Source organism: Streptomyces sp. NPDC058662, from assembly GCF_042716255.1.
Taxonomy (GTDB): domain Bacteria; phylum Actinomycetota; class Actinomycetes; order Streptomycetales; family Streptomycetaceae; genus Streptomyces.
This window is the reverse complement of record NZ_JBHXRU010000020.1, coordinates 49,483-62,263: the sequence shown is the minus strand read 5'-3', so window position 1 is coordinate 62,263 and position 12,781 is coordinate 49,483. Positions and strand designations below refer to the sequence as shown.

7 protein-coding genes and 1 pseudogene are annotated in these 12,781 nt (G+C 71.3%); 2 read left to right on the top strand and 6 right to left on the bottom strand.

The window, feature by feature from the left end; all coding sequences use genetic code 11:
- Positions 1 to 12: 12 nt before the first annotated feature.
- The 4 genes and pseudogenes from ACFWUQ_RS10580 to ACFWUQ_RS10565 form a co-directional block, all read right to left on the bottom strand.
- Positions 13 to 921, bottom strand: a complete 909-nt coding sequence (locus ACFWUQ_RS10580) for a carbohydrate ABC transporter permease (protein WP_384535679.1) — start codon at positions 919 to 921, stop codon at positions 13 to 15.
- Positions 922 to 1,047: 126 nt separating this feature from the next.
- Positions 1,048 to 2,449: pseudogene (locus tag ACFWUQ_RS10575) on the bottom strand (ABC transporter substrate-binding protein).
- Between the two features lie 211 nt (positions 2,450 to 2,660).
- Positions 2,661 to 3,671 (bottom strand): LacI family DNA-binding transcriptional regulator, encoded by a 1,011-nt coding sequence (locus ACFWUQ_RS10570; protein ID WP_384535676.1) that lies wholly within the window; start codon positions 3,669 to 3,671, stop codon positions 2,661 to 2,663.
- A gap of 123 nt (positions 3,672 to 3,794) precedes the next feature.
- On the bottom strand, positions 3,795 to 8,078 hold the full coding sequence (locus tag ACFWUQ_RS10565; RefSeq protein WP_384535674.1) for a discoidin domain-containing protein: 4,284 nt from the start codon (positions 8,076 to 8,078) through the stop codon (positions 3,795 to 3,797).
- 215 nt (positions 8,079 to 8,293) lie between these two features.
- On the opposite strand from ACFWUQ_RS10565, the gene ACFWUQ_RS10560 reads away from it, so the two are divergent.
- Together ACFWUQ_RS10560 and ACFWUQ_RS10555 are read left to right on the top strand one after the other, a co-directional pair.
- Complete coding sequence (locus ACFWUQ_RS10560; RefSeq protein ID WP_384535672.1) at positions 8,294 to 9,910, top strand: ATP-binding protein; 1,617 nt, start codon at positions 8,294 to 8,296, stop codon at positions 9,908 to 9,910.
- Positions 9,907 to 10,605 (top strand): response regulator, encoded by a 699-nt coding sequence (locus tag ACFWUQ_RS10555; RefSeq protein ID WP_384535670.1) that lies wholly within the window; start codon positions 9,907 to 9,909, stop codon positions 10,603 to 10,605. The genes ACFWUQ_RS10560 and ACFWUQ_RS10555 overlap by 4 nt, the downstream gene beginning before the upstream one ends.
- A 24-nt stretch (positions 10,606 to 10,629) precedes the next feature.
- On the opposite strand, the gene ACFWUQ_RS10550 is transcribed toward ACFWUQ_RS10555, so the two are convergent.
- Both ACFWUQ_RS10550 and ACFWUQ_RS10545 read right to left on the bottom strand, forming a co-directional pair.
- A complete protein-coding gene (locus ACFWUQ_RS10550; RefSeq protein WP_384535667.1) occupies positions 10,630 to 12,222 on the bottom strand; it encodes a cation acetate symporter in 1,593 nt (530 codons plus the stop codon).
- Positions 12,219 to 12,716 carry a DUF485 domain-containing protein gene (locus ACFWUQ_RS10545; RefSeq protein WP_384535665.1) on the bottom strand — a complete coding sequence of 166 codons (498 nt, stop codon included), beginning with the start codon at positions 12,714 to 12,716 and terminating at the stop codon, positions 12,219 to 12,221. The genes ACFWUQ_RS10550 and ACFWUQ_RS10545 overlap by 4 nt, the downstream gene beginning before the upstream one ends.
- Between the last annotated feature and the right edge of the window lie 65 nt (positions 12,717 to 12,781).

Genomic DNA, 12,781 nt, shown 5'->3' with positions numbered 1-12,781 from the left:
AGTACTCCCCCGTCAGCTCTCGTTGTCGCGGCTCAGGCGGACGTAGACGGCGGAGAAGCCCGCGAGCAGGACGAGCAGGCACAGGCCCAGCGCCGCCGCACCGCCGTAGTGGTTGAAGCTGAAGGCGTACTGGTAGATCAGCACGACGACGGTGGTGGTCGAGCCCTCCGGACCGGCGCCGCCCGTCAGCAGGAACGGCTCGACGAACACCTGCATGGTCGCGATGACCTGCATGAGCAGCATCAGGGAGAGGATGAGCTTGGTCTGCGGGATCGTGACGTGCCAGATCTTGCGCAGCAGACCGGCCCCGTCGAGCTCGGCCGCCTCGTAGAGCTCGCCCGGGATGCCCTGGAGGGCCGCCAGGTAGATCAGGGTGGCGCCGCCCATGTTCATCCAGGTCGAGGCGATGACGACCGAGAGCATCGCGGTGTCGGTGGACTGCAGCCAGTCCTGCGCGGGCAGGTGGAGGGCCTCCAGCGCCCGGTTGAACAGGCCGTGTCCGGGGTCGTAGAAGTACTTGAAGAGCAGGACCGAGGCCACGGGCGGCAGCATCACCGGCAGGTAGACGAGGAGCCGCAGGTAGGCGCGCGCGTGGCGGAGCTCGTTCAGGACGAGCGAGACCGCGAAGGGGACCGCGAAGCCGAGGACGAGGGCGAGGCCGGTGAACTGCAGGGTGTTGCGCCAGGCCTGCCAGAAGTTCGGGTCTCCGAAGACGTAGCGGAAGTTGTCCCAGCCGACCCAGCGGGTGGCGCCGCCCTCGGTCGTCTGGAAGGCCAGGAGGAACTCCCGGACCATGGGGTACCAGGAGAAGAAGGAGAAGCACAGGACGGCGCCGATCAGGAAGCCGTGGGCCGTGAGGTTGCGCTTGAGCGCCCGCGAGAACTCCGCACGGGAGGGTGGGGTCAGGGTGGGGGCCGGCATCGCCGCTCGCTCCTCGGGGGTCGTCGCATCCGGGTCGCGCCGCCGGCGGCCCGGGAGGTTCTCCGGTCGGGGCGGGACCGGCGCCGCGGACCGGGGAGGCCGGCCGCCGCGTCCCGCCCCGGGGCGCTACTGGTTGGCGAGCACCTGGTTGACCGCCTTCTCCGCCTCGCCGAGCAGCTGCGCCGGGTCGGCGTCCTTGCTGGTGAGGACGCCCGACATCACCTTGTCGAGGACCTTGTAGACCTCCTGCGCCTTCGGCGGCTCGGCCTTGCCGGGCACGGGGTTGTCCAGGAAGGCCTTGAAGTTGGCGACGGGCATGGTGGCGTTCGCCGCCTTCAGGGCGTCGTCCTGGGCCTTGCTGGCCCCGGTGAAGAAGGCGGGCTGGGGCAGGCCGACGGGAAGGCCGTCGGCCTTGCTGCGGTCGTACCGGAACTGGCCCTTGCCCACCGCGAGGGTCTTGAAGTTCAGCCACGCGACGGCCGCCTTGATCTTGTCGGGCGAGCTGCCCTTCTTGATCATGTAGCCGTTGCCGCCGGCCAGGGTGCTCGCGCCGCCGGGAATCGGCCCCATGCCGAAGTTGTCGTACTTCGCGCCCAGCTGCTGGACCATGTACGTGATGTCGTCGGGCGCGGCGAGGAACATGCCGAGCTTGTCCGAGGCCATCTGCTTCTGCAGGTCGCCCCACTTGAGCAGCTGGGTCCGGCCCATGCTGTCGTCCTCCCAGCGCATGGCGTGCAGGTTCTGGACGATCTGCTTGCCGGTGGGGTTGTTGAAGGCCGCCCTGCCGTCCGCACCGACGATGTCGCCGCCCATCCCGTACATGGTGGCCGTGTAGTGCCAGCCCCCGGTGTTGTCGACGCTGTACTCGCCGAAGCCGGCGACGCCGTTGCCGAGGGCCGCGATCTTCTTGGCCGCCGCCCGGACCTCGTCCCAGGTGCGCGGCGGGGCGTCGGGGTCGAGGCCCGCCTGCTGGAAGAGCGTGCGGTTGACCAGCAGGCCCATCGTGTAGTTGCTGGTGGGCAGGCCGTAGAGTTTTCCGTCGCGCCGCAGGACGTCGAGCACGCTCTTGTCGATGTCGTCGAGCGCCGGCACCGAGGCGGGGGTGACGTAGGCCGCGACGTCCTCGGCTCCGTCGTTGTCGAGGACCTGCTGGAGATCGGTGAAGTAGGCGTAGAAGACGTCCGGTTGGGACTTGGCCTTGAGCATGGCGGTGAAGCGCGGCGGCTCCAGGCACTGGCCGGGGGTGGAGCGGCCCTCGATCGTCACGTTCGGGTACGTCTTGTTGAACTCCGCGACGTCCTCCTTCCACTGCTTGAGCTCGGCCGCCTTGGCCGTCGGCGGCATGCAGTCGATGGAGAGGGTGACCTTGGTCTTCGGGTCGAGCGGGGGCGGTGGCGTCGGTGGAACCGCCGCCGGCCGGGGGCTGGTCGTCGGTGCCGCTGCTGCTCGTGCCGCAGGCCGCGAGGGCGGTGGCGGCGAGCGCGGAGACGAGGGCTGCCGCGACATTGCGGCGGATGTTGGTTCTCATCGGTGGTCCCCTTCGAGCTTCGAGCAGGAGGCATGGGGGCGAGCGCGGCACACTCAACCACCGCCCCTAGATGAACGCAATATCCCGCGCAAAATCCGGAAGACATTGACAGCAGCCCTGTAGGACGCGGACGCGGAACGCAAAAAGGGCTCCGGAACGTCCGACGGACGTTCCGGAGCCCTGCGCGCGAGACGCGGAGACGGTACGGGTACTAGTCGCGGCGGGCCTGCGCGGTCGAGCCGCGGACCACCAGCTCCGGTTCGAAGAGCAGCTCTCCCGGCTGGACGGCGGCGCCCTGGATCTGGGCCGTGAGCAGTTCCACCGCGGCCCGGCCCATCGCCTCGATGGGCTGGCGGACGGTGGTCAGCGGGGGCTCGGTGCAGTTCATGAACGCGGAGTCGTCGTAGCCCACGACGGAGATGTCCCGGGGCACGTCGAGGCCCCGGCGGCGGGCGGCCCTTATGGCGCCGAGGGCCAGCGGGTCACTCGCGCAGATGATGCCGGTGATCCCCCGGTCGAGCAGCCGGGACGTGGCCGCGTGGCCGCCCTCCAGCGAGAACAGCGCCCGCTCCACGTGGGCAGCGGGGAGCTCGGCGCCGGCCGCGGCGGCGACGGTCTGGGCGGCCGTCAGCTTGCGCAGCGAGGGCATGTGGTCGGGCGGGCCCAGCACCAGGCCGATCCGCTCGTGCCCCAGGGAGGCCAGGTGGCGCCAGGCCTGCTCCACCGCGACGGCGTCGTCACAGGCCACGCACGGGAAGCCGAGGTCCTCGATGGAGGCGTTGATCAGCACCACCGGGACCTTGCGCTCGGACAGCAGCCGGTAGTGCGCGTGCGGGGCGTCGGCCTGCGCGAAGAGCCCGCCGGCGAAGACCACGCCGGACACCTGCTGCTGGAGGAGGAGCTCGACGTAGTCGGCCTCGGAGACCCCGCCGGTGGTCTGCGTGCACAGCACCGGGGTGAGTCCCTGCTGCGCCAGCGCGCCGCCGATGACCTCGGCGAAGGCGGGGAAGATGGGGTTCTGGAGTTCCGGCAGGACCAGCCCGACCAAGCGGGCCCGCTCACCGCGCAGCTGCGTGGGGCGCTCGTAGCCGAGGACGTCGAGGGCGGTGAGCACGGACTGTCGGGTCGCGTCCGAGACGCCCGGCTTGCCGTTGAGCACCCGGCTGACCGTTGCCTCGCTGACCCCCACCTTCTTCGCCACTTGAGCAAGTCGTCGCGTCATGAGCGCAAGACTAGCGCAAGGAATGCAAGCGCCTTGCAGTTCGATTACAGCCAGTTTGGCGTACGGAAGCGCTGCCCGGAAGGGGTGAGGAGCCACTCCCCCGGGCAGCGTTCCGCGCGCCCGCTACGGCAGTTGGTTGATCCGGAACGTCGAGGTCGTGTTCCGCACGTCCACGGCGTTCCCGCTCATCCTCAGGTTGTGGAACGTGACCTCACCGACCGCCGGCCCCTGCCCGGCCTCCGGCATCTCGTTCGCCCAGAGGCCGAAGCCGGATTTCGCGTCGAAGGCGTCGCCGCTCTTCCTGGCCCCGGTGATGGTGACGTCCCGCAGGACGGTGTCCGTGATCGGGTTGACGGGCCGGCCTCCGATGTACTGCGTCTGGAACATGATGCCGCTGTACGTAGGGTCGACGATGTCGACGTTGTTGATCCGGATGCCCTGGAAGACCTTCGAGGCCGAGAAGACCCAGATGCCCGGGAAGGTCTGCGCGCCCCAGAAGTGGCCGCCGGCCCGGACGATCGAGATGTTCTCGAACGTGGTCGGATCCGTCCCGAAGCCGTTCATCGGGTACCCGAAGTCCAGCGAGCTGATGGTGATACCCGAGTAGACGAGGGTGTCGGCGATGTGGATGTTGCGGAAGGTGTTGTTGAAGCCGCCGTAGACGGCCACCCCCGCCGCGCGCCAGGTGAGGATCGTGGTCAGGTTCTCGTAGATGTTGTTCTTCATGTCGGCGCCGCCCGCGTCGATCGCGGAGAAGAGGGCGAAGCTGTCGTCGCCCGTGGACCGTGCCTCGTTGTTGGTCACGAGGTTGTCCGTGCTGCCGTTGGTCATGTTGATGCCGTCCGCGAACATGTCGCGGATCCGGGAGTTCTTGATCGTGATCCGGTCGGTGTTGGCGCCCCAGTACAGGCACACCATGTGCTCGTTCCAGATGTTGTCGATCGTGATGTCGGAGACGTTGGCGAAGTCGAAGACCTTGCCGGGGCCGTCGATGCGCGAGGTGTAGTTGCCGAAGTAGGCGAATCCCGTGAAGGAGGAGCCCTTCGCGGTGCCCTCCGCACGCCAGCCGATGTCGGTGTTGTCCTGGGTCGCGGGCGCGTGGAAGCGGGTGAACCACGGTCCGGCGCCGGCCACCCGGACCGCCTTGCCGTACACCTGGAACTTGGCGGCCGTCGCGTACTCGCCCGGCGGCAGGTAGACGCCGACGAGCTTGCCGGTCGTGTCCATCCGGACCTTGTCCAGGGCGTTCTGCACGTCCTGGTGGGTGAATCCGGTCGGCACGGTGTAGGTGGCCGGGTCCGGGTTGGGGAGGACCGCGGCCTGCTCCAGGCTCACGAAGTCGATGGCGTAGGTGGAGGTGTTCGCCGCGTCCTTCTGGAGCCGGATCCGGCTGCCCGCCGGGACGGTCTCGCCCAGCAGGATGTTGGCCTCGTCGTAGATGTGGCGCGGGGCCCCCGAGCCGGGCGCGTTGCCCGGCGAGGCCTCGGCCCCGTACAGCCAGGCGTACTTGGAGGTCAGCGGCAGGACTTTCCTGAGCGTGCCGTCGACGTAGACGTTGATCGTGGAGTCGATGCCTCCGCCGCCGGGGGCGTCCGGGATGGAGAACCGCGTGACCAGGGTGTTCGTCGCGGCGCGGGTGGTGAACTCGACGTACTCCCCGGTCGCGTCGAGGTTGACCGCCCTGCGGCCGGAGGCCTCGCCCGCGATGTCTCCGACGGTGCGGTTGGGACCGACGACCGTCGCGCCGCCGCCGGCCACCCCGTCCTCCGCCTCGTACATGTCGAAGGGCATGTTCGCGCCGCGTCCCACGAACAGCGGCTTGGACGAGGTGTTGTTGCCGCGCTTGACCGGTAGTTCATTGGCGTCGTCGGCGAGGACCACCTTGACGGTGTACTTGCCGTTCGCGGCCGGCCAGCTGCCGAGCGCGATCGGGGCCGTGGACGCGCCGGGGGCGAGCGCGCCGCTGAAGGATCCCGTCAGAGTGCGGACGGTGGCGCCGCCCGCGTCCTGGAGGAGGAGGGTGACCCCATGGGTGCCGGAGGCGGCGGCCACGGAGCCCTGGTTCCGTACGGTGACGGTGAACCCCACGGCCTGACCGGCGGCCGGCGCGCCGGGCGACCAGCTCACGGCCGAGGCGACCAGGTCCGAGCTGTCGACCGGGCGGACCACCAGCGGGGCGCCCGTCCAGGTGTTGTTGGTGTCGTTCTGCTCGACGACGGTGTTCGCCTCGTCGACGATCGCGCTCAGCGGGTAGCTGCCCGCGTCGCGCGGGGTGATCGCGGCGCTGACCGCGGCCCCGGTTCCCGCCACCAGGGCGGGCACCTGCGCCGTACCCACCGTCGTGCCGCCGAGCTTGAAGGCGACGGCGGTGGCGGGGGCGGGCGCCGGCCCGCTGTTGCGCACGGTGGCGGACAGCGTGACGGAGTCCGACTCGACCGGGGCGGCGGGGGCGGCGCTGAGGCCGGTGATCTCCAGGTCGGGGTTGGGCGCCGGCACCCCGATGATCTGGAACTCGGCGATCTGTCCGTTGGACGAGCCGGTGTTGGCGGTGAAGCGCAGCTGCACGTCGGCGACGCGGGCGCCCAGGGGGACGGTGACGGTGTTGCCGGACGCCGGGTCGAAGGCGTAGTCCCTGGCCGCGACCAGGGGGGTGACGCCCGCGGCGCTCTGCTCACGTCCGAGCACCTGGATGTTCTGGGTGCGGGCGCCCCAGGCGCTGTCCGGGTTGAGCTTGAGGACCAGTCGCTCGACGTCGGCATTGGCGCCGAGCCTGACCGTCAGAGTGCTCGGGTAAGCGCCGGCCGCACCCTCCCAGTAGGTGGCGGTGCTGTTGTCGTTGGCGTTCTCGGCGACGAAGGTGTGGATCACCGAGGAGCCGGTGACCGGCTTGCCGACGGCCAGGTTGGAGCCGCCGCCTCCGCTGCCGTTGCGGGTCACGGTGTTGCTGGCGGCCGAGCGGTTGCCGGCGGCGTCCCTGGCGCGCACGACGTAGCTGACCGTGGCGGTGGCCGGCTGGGCGTCGGTCCAGGTGGTGGCGCCGCCCGCGACCGTGGTGCGCAGCACGTTGTTCGCGTACACCTCGTAGCCGGTGACGGCCACGTTGTCGGTGGACGCCTGCCAGGCCAGGGCGATCCGCCCGGCGGCGGGCTCGGTGAGGGTCAGGGCCCCCGGGGCGGTGGGCGCCTGGGTGTCGCCGGTGTCGCCGGCGCGGGTCACGCTGTTGCTGTTCGCCGACTGGTTGCCGGCCGCGTCCTTGGCCCGGACGTGGTAGGTGACGCTCACGCCGGTGGGCTGGGTGTCGGTGTAGGTGGTGACCCCGCCGGCGACACTGGTGCGGAGCTGGTTGTTCGCGTAGACGTCGTAGCCGGTGACGCCGGTGTTGTCGGTGGCGGCCTGCCAGGTGAGCCGGATCTGGCCGGTGGCGGGCTCGGTGTACGCGAGCCCGGCCGGCGCGGTGGGGGCCTGGGTGTCGCCGCTCTGCGGGCCGTAGATCTCCAGCTCGGACAGCTGGCCGCCGGGCTGTACGGAGTTCTGCGAGATCAGCACGCGGACATGGCGGGTCGTGGCGGCGTCGAAGGCGACGGTCACGGCCTTGCCACCGGCGGCGTCGAAGGCGCGGGGCTCGGCGGCGGTGAGGTCGGTGAAGTCCGTGCCGTTCACGCTGCCCTGGATCTTCAGGGTCTGGGTGCGCGGGCCCCAGCTCTCGGGCAGCCGCAGGACCACCCGGTGCACGCGCACGGCGACGCCCAGGTCGGCCTGGATCCACTGGGGCATGGCGTTGTTCACGCTCTCCCAGTAGCTGGCGGTGTTGCCGTCGTTGGCGTTGGCCGGGAGGTAGGCCTGGGTGCTGCTGCTCGCGGTCAGGGTCTTCCCGAGCGCCAGGTTGACCGAGGACTCGCCGGGGGCGCGCACCTCCAGCTCGGCGAGCTGCGCGGCCTGCCAGCCCGTGTTGGCGGTGATGTCGACGCGGACGTAGCGGGTCTGGCCGGCCGGGAAGGCGATCGCCACTGTGTTGGCGTTCCCCGGGCCGAAGGCGTACGTCGCCGAGCCGACCAGGGTGGTGAAGGCGGTGCCGTCGGCGCTGCCCTGCACGGAGAGGGTCTGGTTGCGGCTCTCCCAGGCGGCGGGCAGCTTGAGCACCACCTGGTCGACGCGGGTGGTGGCGCCGAGGTCGGTCTGCACCCATTGCGGGAGGGAGCCGCCGGCGCTCTCCCAGTACGACGACTGGTTGCCGTCGGTGGCGTTGGCGGCCGTGTGGGCCCCGTTGGTGCTGCTCGCGGTCGCGGGCCGGCCGGCGGCGATGCTCGGACCCCCCGCCGCGGCGCTCAGCGCGGGCCATCCCAGCAGCAGTAGGGCCGTGCTGAGGAGGGCGGCCAGGGCCCGCCGTCTCCAGTTGAGGCTTCTCATATGTCCTCGTCCCTCGGTATGAGTTTTCCGAACCAGGTGAGACAGGAATTTGCGTCGTGCCGTGCGAGAGTTGCAGAGAGCTGCTGCGTCGTCTACCGCCTTGACGGCATTTCCAGACAGATATTGCTTGCGCAAGCTGGGCGCAACTAACGCAAGCGATTTGCGTAGCAGCCGGAAATACCGCTTGTACCGAAGCCGACCTACCGTTGCTCCTCATGCGGTTCCCCCTCATGAGCGCTCGGCGCCTCGGGCTGCCCAGACGGGCGGTCTCCCAGATCCTGCTCACCCAGCTGGCCATCGCCGGCGGGGTCGTCCTGCTGGCCACCGGGCTGTTCCTCGCCCCGCTCAGCGCCCAGCTCGACGACCAGGCCATGCGCCGCGCGCTGGCCATCGCGCAGAGCGCGGCCGCCGACCCGTCGCTGGCCGCCGGACTGCTGGCCGCCGGCCCCACGGCCGACGGGCCCGTGCAGTCGTCGGCCGAGCGGATCCGCCGTGCCACCGGCGCCGAGTACGTGGTCGTCCTCGACCTCGGCGGCATCCGCCGCTCGCATCCCAGTGCCGACCGGATCGGGCTGCCCGTCTCCACCGACCCCCGCCACGCGCTGGCGGGCCGGGAGGTCATGGAGATCGACGAGGGGACCCTGGGCCGCACCGCGCGCGGCAAGGTCCCGCTCCTCGCCGCCGACGGGGAGATCGTCGGCGCCGTCTCGGTCGGTATCGCCTACGACAGCGTCCGCGACCGGCTGCTCGGAGCCATCCCGGGCCTGCTCGCGTACGCGGGCGGCGCGCTCGCCGCCGGGGCGCTCGTGGCCTACCTGCTCTCCCGCCGGATCCAGCGGCAGACCCGCGACCTCGCCTTCTCCGACATCGCCGGCCTGCTCGCCGAGCGGGAGGCCATGCTCCACTCCATTCGGGAAGGCGTGATCGCGCTCGACCGGGCCGGACGCGTCCGGCTGGTCAACGACGAGGCCGCGCGCCTGCTGGGCCTCGCACCGCAGTCCCCCGACGCCGTCACCGGCCGCCCGCTGGACGAGGTGCTCGGGGAGGGCCGCACCGCCGACGTCCTGTGCGGGCGGGTCACCGGCCGCGACCTGCTGACCGTCCAGGGGCCCCGGGTCCTGGTCGCCAACCGGATGCCCACCGAGGACGGCGGCGCCGTCGCCACCCTGCGCGACCGCACCGAGCTGGAGCGCCTGGGACGCGAGCTCGACTCCACCCGGGGCCTGATCGACGCCCTGCGCGCGCAGGACCACGAGCACGCCAACCGCCTCCACACCCTCCTCGGTCTGCTGGAGCTCGGCCTGCACGAGGAGGCGGTGGAGTACGTGACGGAGGTCGCCGGCGTGCACCGCACCACCGCCGAGCAGGTCACCGAGAAGGTCCACGACCCCCTGCTGGCGGCCCTCCTCGTGGGGAAGGCGACGGTCGCGGCCGAGCGCGGCGTCCCGCTGCGCCTCGCCGGCAGCACGCTGCTGCCCGATCGCCTGGTGGACCCGGGCGGCCTGGTCACGATCGTCGGCAACCTGGTGGACAACGCCGTGGACGCCGCCGCCGGCTCGCCGGCGCCCCTGGTCGAGGTGGAGCTGCGCGCGGAGGGCCGTACCGCCGTGCTGCGGGTGCGCGACAGCGGCGCCGGAGTCCCCGCCGCGCGCCGCGAGGAGATCTTCACCGAGGGCTGGTCGACCAAGCAGCCCGAGGCCCACCGCGAGCGCGGGCTCGGCCTCGCCCTCGTACGCCGCCTCGCGGAGCGGCAGGGCGGCAGCGCCCGGGCCGGTGCAGCAGCGGACGGAGGGGCGGAATTCTCCGTCGAACTCCCGGAGGCCCTGCGGTGAACGAGACCCCGATCCACGTATTGGTCGTCGACGACGACATGCGTGTTGCCCGGATCAACGCGGCGTACGTGGCGAAGGTTCCCGGTTTCCGGGTCGTGGCCCAGGCGCATTCCGCCGCCGAGGCCCTGGAGCTGCTCACCTCGCGCCCGGTGGACCTGGTGCTGCTGGACCACTACCTACCCGACGAGAACGGACTCGACCTGGTCCGCCGCCTGCGCCAGCGCGGCCAGGGCACCGACGTGATCATGGTCACGGCCGCCCGCGACCTCGCCACCGTCCAGGCCGCCATGCGCCTCGGCGCCCTCCAGTACCTGGTGAAGCCGTTCACCTTCGCGGGCCTGCGCGCGCGTCTGCAGGCGTACGGGAGTCTGCGCCGCACCCTGGACACCGGCGGTGAGGCCGAACAGGCCGAGGTGGACCGGATCTTCGGCGCCCTCGCCACCGCCGGGTCCCCGAACGAGCTCCCGAAGGGCCACTCGCCGACCACCGCCGAGCTGGTCCGGCACGTCCTGCGCTCCGCCGACGGGCCGCTGTCCACCCAGCAGATCGCCGATCGCGCCGGCATCAGCCGCCAGACCGCCCAGCGTTACGTCAAGCTCCTCGACCGAGCCGGCCGGGTCACCCTGACTTTGCGCTACGGCGAGACCGGCCGCCCGGAGCACCGCTACACCTGGCGTCCGTCCGACAGTTCGTGACGCGCCGACTCAGACAGCTCCGACTCAGACGGCTCCGGCGCCGGTCAGGGACCGGACCTCGGTCTCCGCGTACTTCGCCTCGTCCGGTTCCTCCGCCGAGGCGAGCGTACCGATCCAGCCCGCCGCGAAGCCCAGCGGAATGGAGACGATCCCCGGGTTCTGGAGCGGGAAGCACTGGAAGTCCACGCCCGGGAAGAGCGATTCCGGGCTGCCGGACACCACCGGGGAGACCAGCACCAGCAGCACCGCCGGAAGCAGGCCCCCGTACACCGACCAGACCGCCCCCCGCGTGGTGAACCGGCACCAGAAGAGCGAGTAGAGCAGCACCGGCAGGTTCGCGGAGGCCGCCACCGCGAAGGCCAGCCCCACCAGGAACGCCACGTTGAGGTTCTGGGCGAGCAGCCCCAGCGCGATCGCCACCGCCCCGATGCCCACGGCTGCGGCTCGGGCCACCGAGACCTCGCTGCGCTGCCGGGCGTGCCGGCGTTTGAGCGAGGCGTACAGGTCGTGGGCGACCGAGGCGGAGGAGGCCAGGGTGATCCCGGCGACCACGGCGAGGATGGTGGCGAAGGCGATCGCGGCGACGACGGCGAACAGCACGGCGCCGCCGGTGGATCCGGCGCCCCCGCCGAGGTGGGCGGCGAGCAGGGGGACGGCTGTGTTCCCGGAGGCGTTGGAGGCGCGCACCGCGTCCGGCCCGACCAGCGCGGCCGCACCGAAGCCGAGCACGATGGTCATCAGGTAGAAGCCGCCGATCAGGGCGATCGCCCAGACCACCGACCGGCGGGCCGCCCGCGCCGTCGGCACGGTGTAGAAGCGCGACAGGATGTGCGGCAGTCCGGCCGTGCCGAGGACCAGGGCGAGTCCCAGGCTCATGAAGTCGATGCGGGCGGTCCAGTCCCCGCCGTACTTGAGACCCGGGCCCAGGAACCGCGCCCCGTGCCCGCTGCGGTCGGCGGCGCTGGTGAGGAGCTGGTCGAAGTTCCCGTGGAAGCGCAGGAGTACGAGGGCGGTGAGGGTGATCGCGCCACCCATGAGCAGGACGGCCTTCACGATCTGGATCCAGGTGGTGGCGCGCATCCCGCCGAAGGACACGTAGACCACCATCAGCGCGCCGACCCCGATGACGGTCAGCGTCCGCGCCGCCGCGCTCGAATTGCCCAGGAGGAGGCCCACGAGACTGCCGGCGCCGACCATCTGGGCGACGAGGTAGAGCACCGAGACGACGACCGAGGAGGTACCGGCCGCGATCCGCACGGGCCGCTCGCTCATCCGGGCGGCGACCACATCGGCGAGGGTGAAGCGCCCGCAGTTGCGGACCAGTTCGGCGACGAGGAACAGCACCACGAGCCAGGCCACGAGGAAGCCCACCGAGTACAGCATGCCGTCGTAGCCGAACAGGGCGATCAGGCCGGAGATGCCCAGGAAGGAAGCGGCCGACATGTAGTCGCCCGCGATGGCGAAACCGTTCTCCATGGGGGAGAACAGCCGCCCGCCCGCGTAGAACTCCTCGGCCGAGCCGTGCCGGTTGCGGCTGACCCAGGTGGTGATGCCCAGCGTGACCGCGATGAAGAGGCTGAACAGGATCAGCGCGAGGGTCTGGTGCTCGGTGGTCACCGGCCGCTCCCCCTCGCCCGGGTCCGCTCCTGGTCGCGCTCCTGCTCGAAGACGGTCCAGCGCAGATCGAGCGCGGCCCGGTCCCGGCGCAGGCGCGCATGGCGGGCGTACGCCCAGGTCAGCAGGAAGGTGGTGAGGAACTGGCCGAGTCCCGCGAGCATCGCCACATTGACGGCGCCGGCGACGGGCCGGGCCATGACGCCGGGCGCCGCGGTGGCGGCGACCACGTAGGCCACGTACCAGAGGAAGAAGCCGACGGTCGCGGGGACGACGAACCGGCGGTACCGGCCGCGCACCTCCTGGAAGGCCGCGCTGCGCTGCACTTCGAGGTAGATCTCGGACGCGCGGGGCTTGGGCCGGGCACAGGGGCCGGCAGCCGGACGCGGCGGGGACGTTTCCTCACCCTCGCCCTCACCCCAGCCCACGGCGAGGGCGTCGTACCAGGGGTCGTCCAGCCGGATCGTTCCGGCATCGCGACCATCGTGCTTGTCCACCGAACTCTCCTTGTCCGCTGCCGCATTGGCCGCGTGCCCACAAGGATGTGCGGAATGGACGGTTT

What these genes read in the sequence shown, in the direction of transcription:
- ACFWUQ_RS10580 (WP_384535679.1), bottom strand. Translation starts at nt 921, where the DNA reads ATGCCGGCCCCCACCCTGACCCCACCCTCCCGTGCGGAGTTCTCGCGG.
- ACFWUQ_RS10570 (WP_384535676.1), bottom strand. Translation starts at nt 3,671, where the DNA reads ATGACGCGACGACTTGCTCAAGTGGCGAAGAAGGTGGGGGTCAGCGAG.
- ACFWUQ_RS10565 (WP_384535674.1), bottom strand. Translation starts at nt 8,078, where the DNA reads ATGAGAAGCCTCAACTGGAGACGGCGGGCCCTGGCCGCCCTCCTCAGC.
- ACFWUQ_RS10560 (WP_384535672.1), top strand. Translation starts at nt 8,294, where the DNA reads ATGCGGTTCCCCCTCATGAGCGCTCGGCGCCTCGGGCTGCCCAGACGG.